This is a genomic window from Pseudodesulfovibrio senegalensis (assembly GCF_008830225.1).
In the GTDB taxonomy this organism is placed as follows: Bacteria; Desulfobacterota; Desulfovibrionia; order Desulfovibrionales; family Desulfovibrionaceae; genus Pseudodesulfovibrio; species Pseudodesulfovibrio senegalensis.
Map to the genome: position 1 here is coordinate 213,340 of NZ_WAIE01000001.1, position 18,120 is coordinate 231,459.

General features: G+C 56.0%; 9 protein-coding genes. 3 read left to right on the forward strand and 6 right to left on the reverse strand.

The features are described 5' to 3' along the window. Positions 1-279: 279 nt before the first annotated feature. The 6 genes from F8A88_RS00985 to F8A88_RS01010 all read right to left on the reverse strand — a co-directional run bounded on the left by F8A88_RS00985 (position 280) and on the right by F8A88_RS01010 (position 10,887). Positions 280-1,875: a Tn7-like element transposition protein TnsE gene (locus F8A88_RS00985; RefSeq protein WP_151149071.1), complete on the reverse strand. Its 1,596-nt coding sequence runs from the start codon at positions 1,873-1,875 to the stop codon at positions 280-282. Further along, the gene (locus tag F8A88_RS00990) at positions 1,872-3,383 is read right to left on the reverse strand and encodes a TnsD family Tn7-like transposition protein (protein WP_151149072.1); all 1,512 of its coding nucleotides are present in this window, start codon (positions 3,381-3,383) and stop codon (positions 1,872-1,874) included. Before F8A88_RS00990 ends, F8A88_RS00985 begins: the two co-directional genes overlap by 4 nt. Before the next feature lie 4 nt (positions 3,384-3,387). Beyond that, positions 3,388-4,947, reverse strand: coding sequence for an AAA family ATPase (locus F8A88_RS00995; protein ID WP_241667299.1), 1,560 nt, complete (start codon positions 4,945-4,947; stop codon positions 3,388-3,390). 96 nt (positions 4,948-5,043) lie between these two features. Continuing rightward, positions 5,044-7,128: a DDE-type integrase/transposase/recombinase gene (locus F8A88_RS01000; protein WP_151149074.1), complete on the reverse strand. Its 2,085-nt coding sequence runs from the start codon at positions 7,126-7,128 to the stop codon at positions 5,044-5,046. Further along, positions 7,112-7,939: a TnsA endonuclease N-terminal domain-containing protein gene (locus F8A88_RS01005; protein ID WP_151149075.1), complete on the reverse strand. Its 828-nt coding sequence runs from the start codon at positions 7,937-7,939 to the stop codon at positions 7,112-7,114. Before F8A88_RS01005 ends, F8A88_RS01000 begins: the two co-directional genes overlap by 17 nt. 125 nt (positions 7,940-8,064) lie before the next feature. Continuing rightward, a complete protein-coding gene (locus tag F8A88_RS01010; RefSeq protein WP_151149076.1) occupies positions 8,065-10,887 on the reverse strand; it encodes an SIS domain-containing protein in 2,823 nt (940 codons plus the stop codon). Positions 10,888-11,193: 306 nt separating this feature from the next. Here F8A88_RS01010 and F8A88_RS01015 point away from each other — a divergent pair, with 306 nt between their 5' ends. The 3 genes from F8A88_RS01015 (at position 11,194) to F8A88_RS01025 (ending at position 18,076) form a co-directional block, all read left to right on the forward strand. Beyond that, positions 11,194-14,190 carry an ATP-binding protein gene (locus F8A88_RS01015; RefSeq protein ID WP_151149077.1) on the forward strand — a complete coding sequence of 999 codons (2,997 nt, stop codon included), beginning with the start codon at positions 11,194-11,196 and terminating at the stop codon, positions 14,188-14,190. 92 nt (positions 14,191-14,282) lie between these two features. After that, positions 14,283-15,539: an ABC transporter substrate-binding protein gene (locus tag F8A88_RS01020; RefSeq protein ID WP_206666386.1), complete on the forward strand. Its 1,257-nt coding sequence runs from the start codon at positions 14,283-14,285 to the stop codon at positions 15,537-15,539. Then, positions 15,527-18,076 carry an ATP-binding protein gene (locus F8A88_RS01025; protein WP_151149078.1) on the forward strand — a complete coding sequence of 850 codons (2,550 nt, stop codon included), beginning with the start codon at positions 15,527-15,529 and terminating at the stop codon, positions 18,074-18,076. The genes F8A88_RS01020 and F8A88_RS01025 overlap by 13 nt, the downstream gene beginning before the upstream one ends. Positions 18,077-18,120: the final 44 nt, after the last annotated feature.

Sequence of the window (18,120 nt, forward strand, 5' to 3'; positions counted from 1 at the left end):
ACCGAGGCCACTTCTGAAGCCCTTCAAAAAGGTGGGTGCAACACAAAGTTGTTTGAGTTTATACTCAACCGAAAAATAGACCGTTGCTATAAAGGTTCGGGATGCAAACCGCCCCAGGAAGAATCCAAAAAAAAGCATGTAGAAGGGTGTCCTCCCCCGGAGGAATAACTCCTAGAAATGGGGGATTACCCAGGTAGCTCAGAAGTACCCGAACGGGCTGTACGGCATTGATTTATCGTTCACTGCCGCGTATCTAGTTTAGAAATATGATTCCTCTTATCAAAGCCTCATCATCCCTCGATAAACCCTCGCCGCCCATCCATCTATAGATTCGGGATTCAGTACGCTTCTATTGCGTATTGGCGAGTGCGGATGCGTGATACCTTTGAAGCGTCCGTTGCCGCAGATTTCGGCCAGAATGTCTTTTGGCCAGCGTAGCGAGGATCGAATCAACTCACGTTCCAGATTGTCGAGATCCGCTTCCCAAGAGGAAGGATTCCGAACCGAGAGAATTTGTGTGGAGAGAGCTTTGCCCGCGTCCGAGGTGTCCACTTCGAGCAGATACCGTGTGTTACCTTTTGTTTCCAGTTGCACCACGGCCATACATCGTGGATTGCCATCTGTTTTGAGGAGATGTTTTTTGCAACGTGGTACTTTGGGGAGTTTTCGAATGCCGGATGTCGTGATCGTGCAGTCATAAGTGTTGGCAAGCACGTCCACCATGGAAAAGAAGCATTTGAATTTGTTTGCAAAGAGATATGTGTCGTCCGTGGCGTCTTCAAGGTCATTCCAATTGGCGGCGCGCAGTCCTTGCCCGGCGGTGGCTTCTTCCATGCTTACCGAGATGGTTTCCGTGTTCTCTTCCTGCCTGGGGTCACAGGAGATACATGTTTTCTGACGTGCGGGAACAGCGTCGACCTTGAAGGCCTTGTTGAATTCGATTGTCACGGTTGGGGCGGCGATGAGAGTTTGGTGCAAACTCATTCTGGCTGCTGCACCATCATGAATGGCGTATGTTTCACTGGTTTCCATGGTTTTGGAGTACGTCCCATGCCCTTCGCCAATTTTTGTGACAGTATGGTCAGGGTGTATCATTTGTATGTCGGCAGGGACGTCGGCACGAAGATTGCCGATTGCCTTGATTTCGTACACAAACAGACAGCCTTCGTCGCGGTCGAGATGCCCACGCACTTCCAGCCGGGTTCCCTGCATCGGAGGTGGATCAAATTGGAAATTCCAGATTCGGTAGTTTGTTCGTGATTCACCGTGTTGCCGTTGTTTTGTGCAGATACTTTTGTATGATTTGTGTGCTTCTGCATCCAGTAGAATCCAGCTGAGGTTTTTTCTATACACAGGGTCGGCAAAGTGCGTCAGGGAGAATCCGGATGAAGGCATTATTAGGATTCGCGCCCCGTTGCTATCTCGCTCTATGTAGAACTCCGTGTCCAAGCAGTCCGATTCCATTGCCGTGTTGCACAGATATGAGTCATGGAAAAAAAGAGTGCGAGCGAGTTCAAATTGCGGAAGATATACCAACAGGTTGCCATGAATAAGTGCAAAGCAAAATTGGCTGGCATCCGGCCTATGGGTGTAGCCGGGAATCGGGCAATCGCCGATTCGTTTTACGCGCCATTTATGCGGTTCTGGCCATGTGAAGGCTATGGGATAACCCGCCTCCTTATAACTACGGGTAGGGTTGAGCACCCTTTTTCTTGCCAAGATGGATGCATTGGACGTGGTTAGATGCGACTTCTGTTGAGGAGGATCAGTATCGATATCAACGTGCCACTGAGAGCTGTCGTTGTACCTGAAAAAATGTCTGATGCCGGCAATGGTTACGTCACCATCAAATTGGGGAAATCTGAAGTTGTTCATGGCATTTCGAGGGTGTGTCGGATGAATTCCCGTGTTTTCGGTTTCAATCGATCTTCGTTTAATCCAGAAAGTCGCAGCAGTTTGTAAAACGTCATTGTCCCTTGCGTTGAGTCGCGCTTTTGCAGTGTAAGCCTGATGCGTCGTATCTGGTAATCAGCAACGCTTTCGTGGATCCGATCAAGAAAAGCGGCCGACAGTGGGAGCTTGTGAAATTTCTTTGCGTACAGGGTGCAGCCAGTTTGTGCGCAGTACCAATTTTTCGTTCGCCTTGGAGAATTCGGCTTTTTTTCAACGACAGCTCTTATGCCCTTCAGCTTTTCAAGAATCTCCAGATCCCGTGCTTGCCAGTCTATTCTTTTGTTTTCGGATCGAGTTGTTTTCCGATATCTTTTATTGTTTTGCATTAACCAGCTTCGATCGTTTCTGTAAAGCCACGTATACAAATAATCTTTACCGGCGAGTCTTCCCGCTCTCGTTCCCATTTTTTTGAGGGTTTCAAGCCATGCCGCTCGTTTTTTATTGAGCTCGTCGAGGTCAATGACCTTGTTTGAACCCTTTTTTTGTACCTGTTTCGGGCGGACCTGTTTTTTGACCCTGTTGAGAATATCCGTAAATTCCCAGCTTGATCCCAGCAGTGCTTCCAGCACGATGATGTGTTCAAGGTAACTGAATGCCTTGCGGTGTTTTCGTACGATCATGCGTAGCCAGTTCGATTGGCTGTTGTTGATCACGATTCCGAGTTGGCTCAGGCTGCCTGAGGTCCATGCGGATATGACTTTCTGCCGGAGCTGATCATGGTTGACTTTGTTGCCTCGGGTGATGCCGTTGTCGTGCGATAGTTTTTTGTAGAAAAGTCCCCATTGTTCAAGTTTCGGGGACCGGAAGGGAAGGAGGGTGAGGAGTTCGAGAACCCTGCGTTCAATACGTTTATCCGGAGGCGGAGGGGTATTTTGATATGGGAGCAGTGGGGTGTCAGGATTCAAGGCGATAAATGCATGACGGTGATAGTTACGAAATCTGTGCTGCGTTTCCACCAAGGGGCCGTGTTCGGGACAGAAGTTACAGCCTGCAGCCTGCCACTGGCGTTTCCAATAACATTCTCCATGTTTTTGCCGTTGTTGTTTCAGGCATGCTGGGCATACTTTGAGAAAACGATTTTGTTTGATTCGTGAAGCGGCAACTCCCAATGCCACATGTATTGCTCCTTTGGAATGGGTGGCCATTTGCTTAAGGATTTGTCGTCTTCTCGTTTCCGGCACAAAGGGAGCATAGAGCGGCAGCAGAGTGTGCCTATAGGCCAATGCTTCTGCGGTGAGGCCCAAGGTGATCGGATAATGCCCGGCAACAGTTTCAAGGTGAGAGGGAAGGTCTACCGTTGCGATGACTTTTCTGTTGCCGAAGATTTCATCCAGCAATTGTTTGGGACTCGTTATTCCAAACCGCACCCCGGCCCGGGCCACAGTGCTGTAAAGCAGCTCATCAGGATATGGTACCGGAAAGTTGAGCATGGAGCTATCCCGTATTGCTTACCCACTGCTCCAGATCAAAGATCATGGAGTTTTGTTTGAAGTACTCATAGGTGCTCGATTGCGCCTGAGAGTGCATGAACCTGAGATCATCCGAATCCAGCGTATGCCATTTGTTTTTGGGGATGGATTTGCCTTTGGCTTTTGGTTGAGTTTTTTCCGAAGATTCATACCAGTCCAGAACAATGGCGACCATGTCTTTTGTTTTTAAGTGCGGTTGGTCTTGAAGGATTTTCTTTACCAGCGGTACTATTTTGCGTTCTTCGCAATCCATGCCAACCAACAGGTTGTGTAGGCGAAGAGCTTGCGGGTTGTCCCTGAACAGTTCCGTTTCGTTATCCAAAGATCTTGGCGGCTTGATTGAAGCTGTCAGCGTAAGCATTTTTGTGTCTATGTCCGGGATGATCAGGTCGGAGAATCTGGCGATTTTTTCCGGGTCACCGGAACGCAGTGCCGCCAGCATGGGGTGAACCGGGCCCAGTTCGTCTTCATAGACCTTTTTCAGGAGTCCTGTCGTTATTCGTTCCACACCGGTTGTTATGGCCCGGAGTTGGGCGAGCACAAAGAGTTTGACCACAATATCAAGCACTCCCTGCGACAGGTCGTACCAGCAGTCGCGAATCTCATCGCTCATGATCTCGTCGCGTTTCTGCAGCCATTGGTAACGCCACAGTTTGTCGCTGAAGGCCGTCCATTCGGTTTTTCTGGGTTGTCCGGTTGCATGGTCGATCGTAGGATTTGGCGCTTTCATCGGTTCCCAGAGCAATGCCCCAAGGCCTGCTCCCCGTCTTCCGGAACGCAAATCCCTTTCAAAGATGGGCCGTGCCTTGGGAGTCCCGACGAAAATGACCGGCAGACCAATAGTGTTCACCAGCGTGACAAAGAAATTGAGCATTTTGTCCACGCCGCCCGAACGCTTGCGGCTGAGATGTTGGATTTCGTCGATTACGAGAACACCTATGGCGTGCGCATTGGCAACCTGACTCATGAGCGCAAGAAGTGTTTCTACTCCATGCCGCTTTCGTGTGTATTTGATCTCGTAGTTCGTGTGCAGCACGCGGTCCAAACTCCGGAAGAATTGTATGCACAGGTTCTTCAGCGAGCCGTCATGCGGGCAGTCCACCTTGAGATATGTAAGTTGGGTGAAGTTGCGTTCTTCATGAAAGATTACTTGGGGATACGTGGCAAGGATCCTGTTCAGGGTGGTGCTTTTGCCACTTCCCGAGCAACCGATGAGTGTCAGGCTGGAGGCTGTGGATTTTGCCTGATGGAAACGGCAAGCATTTATGTCGCCGGTCATGACCCGTTCATAGCCGTTTTGCATGTGCGTGTTGAAGGAACCATCGTCCAGATTGCGACCTACATAGCCCATCCTGATCATGATGGAGACTCGTTCCTCCAATTGGAGATGCGCGGACAGGGGCTGAAAGAAATCGTCCAACAGGGATGCGGTCATGTGTGCCCGGTCCCGGCCTGAGGCAAAGATGTCGCGAGGATCGAACTGCACCTCTCCCGTAAGGCCGGCCTTGAGGTCCTTTTGGGACATTATGGGCGGCAAAGCTTCGATCAGTGGGTTCCCACGATATTGAGGAACGGTTTGTTTTCGGTAAATCGCGCTTACCATGTTGGGAGGTAAAGCCATTTATGTATCCTCGTCGCCAAAAAGTTCATCAATGAAGTCCGGATATTCGTAGCTTTCCTGTTCGACCCCTTTGAAGGGAATGGTTTTGCCAGCGGGTGCCGAAATCTGCTTCGCCGGAGCGTTTAAGGGGTGTCGTTCCTTTTGCTTTTCGGTTTCTTTATTGGGTCGAATTCCTCGAATGCGTTCGGCATCGGGAGCATCACTTGTGTGTGGACTTCTCTTCTCTGCCTGTCGAATTGTTTCAGCGACAAATTCCTCATGTTTTCGTTGTTCGGCCTCTTTTTGCAGACGGCTTTTTGCAACGGCTTTTTTCTGTTCTTTTTTTGTCCGCCACACGTCCCAGAAGGAAGCCCCGGCAAATTCCCTTGAACGCGGTGTAAGTCGACAGGGCCAGTATTCGCCGGTTTCCTTTGTCGGGAAAAGGTAAACCGTATCCGCGCTGGCAGGATCGTATGCAGTCGTGAGGCCGACAGGTCTACGTACTTCCTTAGCACGGTGAAGCCACCCGTGTTCAATGATTTCCGGGGACGTGTAGTATACGCCAAAGACGGATAATCCGAGATCCGAGATTGTGGCTTTGGTACGAGGGAGCAGGCTGATGCGAATGGCTTCTTCCGGAGCGTTCCGCAGTCTTCCTGTCCTGTGCTGGATGCCCCAGTTCCAAATGGAAAGAGGCGTCATGGGCAAGTCCGGCGGCATGTCAGGCTCGCGGTCATACTTGTCGAGCACATCAAATCGGTTATGCGTCAGGACCGAAGAAATAATGATTTTCTTGAATTCCGTAACGGAAAGCTTGGCATCAAGCCGGTAGTCTTTTCCGCCTCGTTTTTTTACCAGCGTTTTGCCCACGACTCCGGGGGCAAAAGGTTTGAATTCGGCCTGAATGGTCTTGAAGCTGCGTTCAACAATGCCTTTTGCATCGCCCCGGTAAGGGGGCGTGTTCTCTATTCGTACGGAAAAGCAGCTTTCCAGCGACTCTATCTGATGGCCCAGCAGTTCGCCCCGATCGGCAAGTATTGCATCCGGCAGCCCCACAGTGGGCCAATCCTCATCTGAGATGTCGAAGCCATACTCCTTGCAGAACTGAACCTTGTCGGTCATTGCCACGGAAAGGGACTGGATAGCCGCAGCGTAGGATGGATTTTCGAATCCGACATAGAGTCCTGCAATCATTCTGCTGAACACGTCCTTGACGAAATAGATGACAGGGCGGCCGACAATGTCGCGTCTGTCGCTGTCTGAAACAAGGTATATATCAGCGATAGTGGCATCTATTTCATAGCGGGATCCGGGACCGAGTGTGTTGGCATTCGCCGTTGAAGTGAGTTGGCGGACATCCTTGTTGTATTCGATTTTGGGTGTTCGTTTTTTTAGTTTTTTTACCAGTCCATATTCCCGTTCATAAAAATAGCGCATTTGCCGTATTGTGGGCATTTCTGATTCGGGGATGTCTGGAAAATAGTTTTCATAGAGGGTTTTGAAGCGTCTGTGTGCATATGGAAAACTGCATCCCCTGTCCTTGAGCAGGTGCCGATCTATCGCGATCCTGAACAGGCGTTCCGTTTGTTCGTCAATGATCGCTCCCACCCCGGGTGTGTGCTCTCGGGGCCTACCAAGCTTGTTTTTGTTGGCGTTACGTTTTTTCCCTTTGGCTCCCGAGTTTTTGTAATCCGGGAGCAGGGCGTTGGGTGTTTGCCCTCGCTGCCAATATCTTCGCAACAGTTTGTAAACGTGTGGTTTTGATATTTTTTGAGTCGCCAACACCGTTTTGATTCTTGCGGCTCGGATTTTGGCATCGTGAAATTCCGGATCTTCAATTATATTCCGTATGATTCCGTAGTTTTTGTCGCGCCTTGTCTGATTTGCACTCCCAGGCTCGGGGGAGGCGAAGGCTTGGTCTGCAAAAGGGTCTTCCGTACGTGTGAGGGTCTCGTTTTCAATGGCAAGCTGCAGGTCTTGAGTGAAAACGAGCGTGGGGAAGGCCCTGGAGTCATTTATGTCAATCCAGACGAGTTGCTCTCCAAGTAAGGAAAGAACTCTGAATTGTTTGCCATCGTAACTCAGAACTTCATTTATTTTGAACATGAAGTGTCTCCCGTATGGCGGTTGCATCGGTCTGGACGACTCCGGCCGGGGTCAATTTTTGGAATGGAGTATGAATATTGAATGTGAAAAAGCGTTGCGCAAACAACTGGCGCATTTCACGCAAGGATTGCCCGGCTGGGAGGTCATAGGAAACATCGAGGGATTTGGCCAAGTCTATCAGCGTTGTGTCGTTACTTTTGGAAAGGTGGTGGGAGTAGAAGTTGATCCGTTGGGCCAAGTCAGCTTCGGGGATTTCTTCGGCTTGGGCAGGGTAGAGCCAATTGATGTTTTGAAAGACGGTGGACGGAATTTCCTTTTCTGTGATCAAGGCCCACGGGACATCCTTTCGTTGCCAATATCTTCGTTCCAGTTCCAGCTTTTCGATCACGCGGTTCCTTTCAAGGTCGCCGGAATATTTGGCTTGCAGGGCGAATTTCGTTTTTCCCGAGCGGGAAGAATTGACCAGAAAATCGGATGTCATGAATTGAACGACGTTACCGATGGCCGGGTGCCGAATGTTGTATGCTTCGGCCAGTTCAAGGGTGATTTCTCGTTGGAGGCAGAATTGTTCCCGGATGTCGAGAATGTCGGGCTGCCAGTCAAGGATAAGGAAGACAGCCAGTTCAAGATCGGAAAAGAGATGATGGGTTCGCTGGGACTTGTGCCCGAAAACCCTGTGTGAGCGGCCTTGGGAGGCGACATCCCTTACTGTCAGCCACGGTTTGTAGTCGCGTCCGTTGCCGGAACCGCGACCGTCCTTGATCCATCGCTGGAATGTGACCTCTGTCGGAGAGTTGTTTTTTCTGGCCATGAAAAACCGCTCCTGGTTGGTTCATTGTTTTGAACCTACCAGAAGCGGTTTCAGTTAACAACTTTATTGTTAGGTTAACAACTATATTGTCAAGTTAACAACTTTATTGTCATCCCACAGCAACACTATCCCTGAGGCCGTGAAATGCCCACCGTAACCGTTTTGGCCTGATGCCGGATGGTGTCGATGGGGCGGGTCATCTCTTCGATGGCCTTGTTCAGGATGTTCAGGATGTCGTCGAGCCGGGCGTCGGGTGCGCCTATGCTGGCGGGCTGGGTGCAGAGCCAGAGCATGTAGTTGGCCAGCGAGGCCGCCACGCTGGCAGGCAGGGCCGAATCCGTTGCCCCGGCTGCGCAGCGTTCAATGGCTGCGTTCAGCGCCGTGAGCAGTTGGTTGCGGTCCCAGATCTGCGGTGTTTCTATCATTTTTGCCAGCAGGATGCGGGCCTTGCGGAACGGTTCGGCCTGTTCGTCAATGGCCTTGGCCGCGGCAATGCCCCACCAGTGTCCGGCCACGGTTTCTGTAACGAAGTCGAGGCCGCCGCCAACGCGGGGCACCTTGATGGTGGCCTGGGCAATGCCGTCGAACCGTGTTTCATCCTCGGCGCAGAACACGATGGGCTGGCCGTTGTGGGCCTTGAAAATGGTGGTTTCCTTGACTGTGTCCATGACCACCATTTCGGGCAGGTCCGCGGCCATGACCAGTGTCAACGGCTCGGTGGAGAGGTCTATGTGTTTTTTGTCTTCGGTCACGTCGCAGGGGATGGATTTGTAGCACAGCTCCGAGAGCTTGATGCGCACTTCCTGCGCGGCGATGCAGTTGGAACCGTTGCCCACCAGCGCCCAGTAGCGGTTGTTGGGGGCGTGTGCCCGGGCCACCGCACCGATGGCCTCCTTGTTCGCCAGCACCGATTCGATGGCGTCGGGCAGGGATTCAAGCGCTTTGAGGTCTTCCAGCAATTCCCTGTCATCCATGGTGCCGAGTTCGGCGGCCATCCACAGGGAGAGCAGTTTGCCCGCGGCTATCTGGGAATAGAACGCCTTGGTGGAGGCCACGGCCATTTCCACGTCGCGTCCGTTGGAAGTGTAGCAGTGGGAGTCCGATTTCTTGACCAGCGGCGAGTTGCGGCGGTTGACCACGGCGTTGACCCATGCCCCCCGGTCGCGGCAAAGGTCCACCACGCGGTTGGTGTCCGTGGTGGTGCCGGACTGGGAAACCGGGATGAGCAGCACGTCGTCCATGCGTTCGTCGCCCATGAACCCGATCAGCTCCGAGCCGGTGTAGCTTTCGATGCTGATGCCGGTTTTGCCCAAGGCGCGTTTGAGCAGGTGGCCCATGCCCTGGGCGGCAATGGCGGCTGTTCCCTGTCCCACGGTGACGATGCGGCGGACCGGGTTCTCCTTGTCCAGCAGGCGCTGGCGCAGGGCCGGGCCGTTGCCGAAGCCTTCGGCCAGGAACTGCACCTTGCCGTCGGACTTGAGGTATTTGCCGTACAGGGTGTTGCGAACGGACTCGGACGCGTCGTGCATTTCCTTTTCAATGTAGTGGGCGTATTCACCCCGGAAAATGTCGCGCGAGAATATTTCAATGGATTCTTCTGCCAGGTCCACGGTTTCGCCCGTATCCAGATAGCGGGCCGCAGGCATGGCCTCGCTGTCCGAACTGGAAAGCACCACGCTGACCCCGCCGTGGTGATGCACGGCGATGGGGTAAGAGCTGCGGCAGCGGGCGGCCAGCCCGTAGGCTTCGGAGGCCACGACCCAGCCATCCAGCGTGTTGCCCACGTAGAAGCTCTGGCCGCTGCCTTTCTGGGCCAGGAACTGGCTGTCGAAATCCGAAAGATTTTGCATGATTACGGCCAGCGAGCCTTCGCAGCGCTGGAGCACGTTGCGGAAACGCACCTCGGAATCGCCGTTTTCCGGCGCATCCAGATGGAAAAGCACGGGCAGGATCTTGGCGTCCGTGGAGATGGCCGATGCAATGGCCGCGCCCTTGGGGATGACGCATTGCTGCACCAGCGTGCGGTAGTTGTCCACGTCGCCGTTGAGCACGAACATGGTCTTGTCCAGCCCGGTGCTCACGTCGCCTTCCACCAGCCCGTCCACCGGGTGGCAGTTGGGCACGCTGATGATGCCGTTGGAGGCCCAGCGCGTATGGGCGATGATGTTCAGCACGTCCATTCCCGCAGCCATGGACCAGAGCAGCTCGTCCTCGCGGATCGAGGCACGCAGGGCCGCGCCGTTGTCGCCCAGCTGGCCCACGAGCTGGGCCACCTTGTACAGGAAGCGGCAGGCGGTCCTGCCGTCATCAAGCTTGCGAACGAGAATGTGACGGTCGGACGCGTTCTGGATGGCGGTGCGTTCGTCCAGCTCCGCGGCAAGCACCGGGGTGAGCGTGGCCACCGGGTCGGCGTTTTCGGGCAGGATGAAGGTCACGGCGATTCCTGCGGAATCGCGGCCGCGCACCTCGAGCTTGTCGATGCTTTCCAGCACCTGTTCCAGCCCCCAGGCCAGAAAATGGCGGTGCAGGGCCTCGGTGTTTTTTGCCAGAGGCGCGGGCATGATGCCTGTCACGCGAACCACGTTGTCCAGAACTTCGCGGTCGATCTGCCACAGGTAGTCCTCAAGCCGTTCGAGAAGCCCCTCCAGTTCGTCGGTGCGCACGTCCTGTTCGAGGCGTACAGCCACATTGGTGCGCAGGGTGCGTATGGCGTCGCGCATGGTTTCCAGCGCGGCCAGGGTCTCGGGTTCGGCAAGCAGGGCGTGGTGCAACCCGAAGCTCATGAGCTGTTTGAAGGAAGATGCGAGCTCGTCCAGCAGGGGGGCGGCAGCGGTGGGCGCGTTTTGTGCCGCAGCATCGGCAAAGCGCGTGGCAAGTGCGGCGACCCACGTGGTTTCCGTTTTTTTGCGCCAATGATCATTGCTCAGGAAACTGGCGATTCCACACATGATTATTTGCTCTCCTGTATGAGGATGATTGTCGTTCGGCAGGGCATGATGGGAAAACGGGCCAAAGCCGCGTTCGTTACATTCATGTGTATGAATGACTAATGCAGGCCGGGCTCAAAGGCAAGTGAATTGTGCGTATTCCCTCCAGCCGGAGGGGGAATGTTTCTCATTGATAATCCTTGTATGGCAGGGTGTTAAGCAACGCAAGACTTGCAGTGGATTTTTACCCGTAATCACGATAAACCGCAGGTCGAGATACGGAGGGGCCGGGTATTCCATTTTGCCCGGTCAGGGAGAGTTCGGTCAATGAACGATTTTATTCGCCGCCGGTGGGGCGGTCTGGGGGTCGTGGGCAAGTTGTCCGTGGCCAGCGGAGCCATGTTGGCTCTGGTTTTTTTCGTGGGTCTGGTTGCCGTGGTGGCCCTCGATTACCTGTGGGCCCGCACCGACGATGTCATACAGCACACCGTGCAGGTGCAGCGTCTTGCCCTGCAGGTGCGGGGCGGCCTGCTCCGCGCCCACCGTTCCGAAAAGGATTTCTTTCATTCCTGGCCCACTGTCGGCCTTACTGAAGCCCGCAACCGTCACGCAACGCCCTGTCGCGTTGCCTTGGATTCGGTCATGCATGACAGCCGGCTGCTGCAGGATGCCTTGCACCGTGTCGAGCGTTCCGGGCTGGAAGTGTCGGCTGCTGACCGGAGCGTGGAGGTCATCACCATGGCCGTGGCCGATTATTCCGACGCGTTTGAACGCGGCGTGCGCATCGCCACCCAGCTGGGGCATGAAGAGACAGGCCTTCGTGCGCGTATGGAGGCATTGGCCAACCGGGCCGAAGAGCGGCTTGCCGCATTGGAAAAGGATGAGATGCTGGTCCTGTTCCGCAACTTTCGGCATGTGGTTCTGCGTTTTGCCCTTATCCGCAAGCTCGAGGACATGAAAACGGCCCGGTCGCTGCTGGCGGGCATCCACGCCGCAGTGAACAGGGACGCGATCATGGATCCGCAGGACCGGAAGGAACTGGCCGCCATGTTTGCCCGGCTGCAGTCCGGCCTGTCCCAGGCGCACGAAGCCGAGGAAGAGCTTATTCGGTGCATGGCCGTGTTCGACAGGCAGATGGAACGCGTGGAGCCCGTGGTCGACCGCTTGGTGAAAGCCACCACCGGTCAGGTCCGGGGAGCGCGCAACCATATTGACGAGGCCATGGGGATTGCCGTGGGTGCCGTGGGTTTTGCCCTGCTGTTGTGCCTTGTGCTCGCCGTTTTCATTTACCGCATGCTGTACCGGTCTCTCGGCAAGAATGTGCTGTTGCTTTCCCGGGCCGCAAACGAGTTGAGCCTCGGCAACATGGGCACCCGCGTGGATATTGATTCCCCGGATGAGTTCGGCAGGCTTGGCGACACGCTCAACGGCATGGCCGAGCGCATGGACAGGATGGTCAACAGCCTGGAAAAGGAGGCCGCCGTTGCCAGCGACAGACTGTTGGAGGCCATTGAAAGCATTCCCGACGGTTTTGCCCTGTATGACCAACAGGACCGGCTGGTGCTGTGCAACAGCAATTACATGGACATTGAAAGGGGCACGCTGGACATGTTCGGCCCGGGCGACCGTTTTCGGGATATCCTGCGCTGCAACGTGGCGCGCGGCATGTATCGCGATGCCGTGGGCGACGAGGAGGCATGGCTGGAACACCGCATGCGCCTGCACGCCAACCCCGGCGAGCCGTTCGAGCAACGGTTGACCGACGGCCGTTGCCTCCAGATCCGCGAATACCGGACCCGTCTGGGCGAGATCGTCTGCATTGTTTCGGATATCAGTCAACGCAAGCAGGCCGAGGAAGAACTCTTTTCCTTCAATGCCGACCTTGAGCAAGCCGTTCGCGAGCGTACCAAGGTGCTGGTCAGCAAGACGCGCGAATTGCAGCGTGCCAACCGCCGCCTCAGGGAACTGGACGAAATGAAGTCCAATTTTCTTTCAACGGTTTCCCACGAGTTGCGAACCCCGCTCACGTCGCTGCTCGGTTTTTCCCGCCTTATCGGGCGGGATTTTTGCCGCGAGTTCGTTCCGAGGGCCGATGATGCAAAGAGCCGCAGCAAGGCGGAGCGCATACGATCCAACCTTGAGATCATCAACAGCGAGGGCGCCCGGCTCACGCGGCTGATCAACGATGTGCTCGACCTGAGCCGCATTGAAACCGGCAAGGTCTCATGGCGTGATCAGGACGTACCCCTGCCGGAGCTCATTCGGCATGCCGCGGATGCCGTGAGCGGCCAGTTTGCGGAAAAGCCGCATGTGGAACTCGTGCTGGGAGCATTGGACGGACTGCCGATCGTTCATGTGGACCCGGACCGCATGCAGCAGGTCTTCATCAACCTGCTCAACAATGCGGCCAAGTTTACGGAATACGGTAGTGTGACCATCCAGGGGGACGTGGATGCGCGCGGTTTCGCGCACGTGCAGGTCCGGGATACGGGAATTGGTATCTCTGCCGACCACATCGACATGATTTTCGACAAGTTCCAGCAGGCCAACGAGGGAGACACGCTCAGGACCCCGCAGGGCGGTTCCGGCCTGGGGCTGGCCATCAGCCGCCAGATCGTCGAGCGTTACCGCGGCCACATCTGGGCGGAATCCGAACCCGGAAACGGGACCGTCATGCATGTGGCCCTGCCCGCAACACGTATGGCGGGCGTTTGCGATTCCGAAACCGATGGCCCGTTGCATACCGTGCTGGTGGTGGATGATGACCCGGCCATGCTGCAATTGCTCGGGGCCATCCTGCGGGACGCGGGCTATGCCGTGGAAACCGCGGCCAGCGGTGAGGACGGCCTGAAAAAGGCCCGGCAGCTGCGCCCCGACCTCATCAGCATGGACCTGCTCATGCCCGGCATGGGCGGTTTGGAGGCCGTGAGCCGGATACGCGGCGATTCCCTGCTGGCCTCGATTCCGGTGCTGGTGGCCACGGTGGACACTTCTGCCGATGACGCAGTCTGCGCCATGGGGGCGGACGCCCTTGTGCGCAAGCCCCTGAACCGGGATGAATATCTCGGCGCAGTGCGGTTCCTGCTCGGTCAGGGCGAACTCAAGGGACCTGTCCTGGCGTTGGGACGCGAGGAGGAACACCGTTTCGACTGCGGCAACGTGCGTTATTGCGCCGGGGAGGATTTGCCCCCCGGCACGCTGCGGGGGTTTGACGGGACTGTCATCGTGCCGGAATCCGTCGAGATGCCTTCCGAGTTGCTGGAAGACAGCCGGGAAAGCCGGGTGCGTCTTGTCGTCATGCCCGGTGCGTCCCTTTCCGGATAGACTCGTTTCTTTGTTTTTGTAAAATACTTCCACAATGTACGCATTTGCGGTATCTTTTGTGCATCTTTTCGTGGAGGTTCCGGATGAAGGACGTGGCTGGATGCGTCGCCGCTCAAATCATGGTCGCCTTGTTGTGGTGCGGGCTGCTTTCGAGTTTTCCCGGTAGCGCGCACGCTGCCGGGGGATCTGCTTCGGACATCGTGTTGGGCATGTCCGCTCCGTTTTCCGGGTCGAGCAGGGGACTGGGCATTGAATTGTACCGCGGTGCGCGCGCCTATTTCGACTATGTGAATTCCCGGGGCGGGGTTCAGGGCAGGAAGGTTCGCATACTGGCTCTGGACGACGGCTACAACCCCCGCCCTGCACTCCAGAACACCATCCGCTTCATGGATGACAAGTCCGTGCTTTGCCTGTTCGGGTACGTGGGCACGCCCACGGTCACCCGCGTGCTGCCGCTGCTCAAGGCGGCAGAGCGGGACGGCAAGTTGCTTTTTTTTCCGTTCACAGGGGCCCAGCCCCAGCGCGAGGCCCCGTATGACCGGTTCGTCTTCAACCTTCGCGCCTCCTATCGTCAGGAACTGAGCGCTCTGGTGAACAAATTCAGCCTGATCGGACTCAGGCGCATAGCGATCTTCTATCAGAACGACGCCTATGGCCGCAGCGGATGGGACGGGCTGCGGCGGGGGCTTGCCGCCCACAGGCTCGGCATTGTGAGCGAGGCTACCTACCGCCGCGGTGCAGTGGCTTCCGAGTCCATGCGCGAACAGGTGCAGATAGTCATGGAAGGGCACCCGGACGCCATTGTGGTGGTGGGGTCCTATATGGCCAGTGCCGCGTTCATTCGCGATGCCCGTTCCATGGGTGTTCACGTGCCCATTGCCAATATTTCCTTTTCCGCCAGCGAAAACCTGCTGCGGACCCTCAAGCGTCTGGGCAAAGGGTGTGGCCGCGACCTGACCGGCGATCTCATCAATACGCAGGTGGTCCCGTACTACAGGGATGAGCATTTCGAGTCCGTGCGTTTGTATCGGAGCCTCATGGCCGGGGGTGTCCCTTTGCCCGAGGTTGCCGAAGAGGGATATGTATCTCCGGGGTTGAGCGATGTCAGCCTTGAAGGATTTCTGGATGCCGTGGTCATGACTGAAATCCTGCGGCGTTTTCTGGACGATCCGCAGCGATCGCTGATCCATGCCGTGGAAGGGTTGCATGACTATGACGCCGGCATTGATGCCACGGTTACCTTCGGGCAAACACGTCATCAGGGCCTGAGCCGGGTTTATTTCACCACGGTTCGACAAGGCAGGTTCGTATCCCTGGAAGGCGAAGGGTGGCGACAATGGCAAAAATGACGAGCATGTCGCCCCTGTTCAAGAAGACGTTCCTGCTGAGCCTGTACCTTTTCGGGATTGTGGCTCTGCTGGCCTCCGGTCTCGCCGCCTATATCCTGCACGACCACATGACCGGGGAATTCAGGAGCAAGGGGAGGGCTATCGCCATCAGCATTGCCGAGGCCAGCCAGGAGGTGCTTCTCAACCGTGATCCTGCTGTCCTGCAGGGCACCATTGATCATTATCTCGACATCGGGGGCGTGGCCTACATCTATGTGCGCAACTCCGAAGGAAGCATTGTGGCGCATACGTTCGTGCCGCGCATTCCCCGAACGCTGCCGGTGCTGGAGGTACCGTCGCCGATCGCCACGGAACGTTCGGCACGGGTTCCCGGGTACGGCGACATCATGGAAGAGACGGCCCCCATTCTGGAAGGCGTCGGCGGTACCGTGTTCGTGGGCATGGACAAGGGACTCATCGAGTCCTTTTTCTGGAAGGCCGTCCTGCGAATGCAGGGCCTCATGGCAGTGATTTTCGTCTGTTGCGTCTGTGTACTCTATTATCTGGTCCGCAGTTTTTCCACGCCGCTCAACACACTGACCGAATACGCGCAACAACTGGCGCGCCACGATTTTTCCGCCAACATCGAGATCGACTCCCGCGACGAGATCGGCCTGCTGGCCAGAACCATGCAATCCATGGCCCACGAGCTTTCCGCGCTTTTCAATGAAATGGATGCGGAAGTGAAAAAGGCCACCGGGGAGTTGCGCAAGAACCTGAGCCACCAGAGGGCCATCATCAACAATCTGGCCGATGGCCTTGTGGTCATTGACCCGGACGGCATGGTGACCATGGTCAACCCTTCCCTGTGTGACTATTTCGGCCTTGTTCCGGCTGATTGCCTGAACCATCGCTTCGACACCGTCTTCAGTGGCCAGTTTGCCAAGCTCATGGAAGACCTGCACACGGGGCAGGGGGTCGTGACCAGTGCCGAAGGCCCCCTTTCCCACGGCCGCATCGGCAAGGCCGTTGGCTCGCCCGTGCGCATGGCCGAATCCGGCACGTTCCTTGGAGGGGTGGTTCTTGTTCGCGACATCACGCCCGAAAAGGAACTGGACCGGCTCAAGACCGAGTTCATCTCCACGGTATCCCACGAATTGCGCACACCCATGACCTCCATCCTCGGGTTCAGCAAGATCATTCGCAAGAAACTCGAAGATGATATTTTCCCTGCCCTCGGCCCAAGCCGGAATTCCTTGTCGAGGGTGGTCCGGCGCGTGGAATCCAACATGGACATCATCGTTTCCGAAGCCGAGCGGCTCACGGAAATGATCAATGACGTGCTCGATATCGCCAAGATGGAATCGGGCGGTGTGCAGTGGGGCAAGGAACGGCTGTCCATGGGCGAGGTCGTCCGGCAGGCTGTGCGTACCATACGGGGCATGAGCAGCGAGAAGAATCTGCGTTTTTCCCTTGAGGTGGAAGAGGGGGTTCCCCTTGTGCGGGGAGACAGGAACCGGCTGATTCAGGTCCTGGTCAATCTGCTTTCCAATGCGGTCAAATTCACGGAATCCGGGACAATCCGTTGTCATGTGGGTTTCCGCAACAACATGGTGCTGACCAGCGTGGAAGACCCCGGAATCGGTATCGATCCCCGGGAATTGCCGCAGGTTTTCGAAAAATTCAGGCAGGTGGGGGACACCCTGACCGACAAGCCGTCCGGCACCGGGCTGGGTTTGCCCATCTGTCGCCAGATCGTCATGCATCATGGCGGGGATATCTGGGTGGAAAGCGAGCTGGGCAAGGGCAGCATATTCCGGTTCACCCTGCCCGTGGAAGACATGGAAACACGGATGGTGGAACCGTTCGAAGAACATGATGTGTTGGGCCATGTGCCCTGCGAGGACGAGGCCGACATCCGGGCGCGTTCCGGCAAGGCCATGCTTGTGGAGCCGCGTGGGGACGAGGCCGCTCCGCTGATTCTGGTGGTGGATGATGATTCGGCTCTTTCCGACTATCTTTCCCAGCTTTTCCGCGACGAGGGCTACCGGGTCCTGACGGCCCCGGACGGGCGCGCTGCCGTGGACACCGCGAAACAGCATTTGCCCAACCTCATTACCATGGACCTGATGATGCCCGGCATGGATGGAGAGACCGCCATCAGGTGCCTGCGTTCGAATCCCTATACCAGCCACATTCCCATTCTGGTCGTCTCGGCGCTTTCGGATTCCGGGGTCAAGGGCAGCGATGCCATGATGCTCAAGCCGGTGGATCAGGAAAAACTGCTGGAAATGGTCGACGCATTGCTCAGGGATCGGGACATGGTGCGTTCCTGCATCGTTGTGGGCGATTCGTTCTCGTCGGCAGGACAGAAACTGACCGTGGTGAACCCCGAACGGATACGGTTTTGCCCTCCCGAGGACGTCGTGCAGACCGTGGCGGCGGGTTTTACCGGATTCGTGTTCATCAGCAACGATCTGGTGGCGCGGGTCGATTTGACGGCTTTGAGCAGTCAGCAGGGCGTTCAGGTTGTCATACTGCCCGAGGTGCGGATATGAGGCCTTGCCTGCCGTTATGCGGACCTTGCCCGAATGGTGGAGTT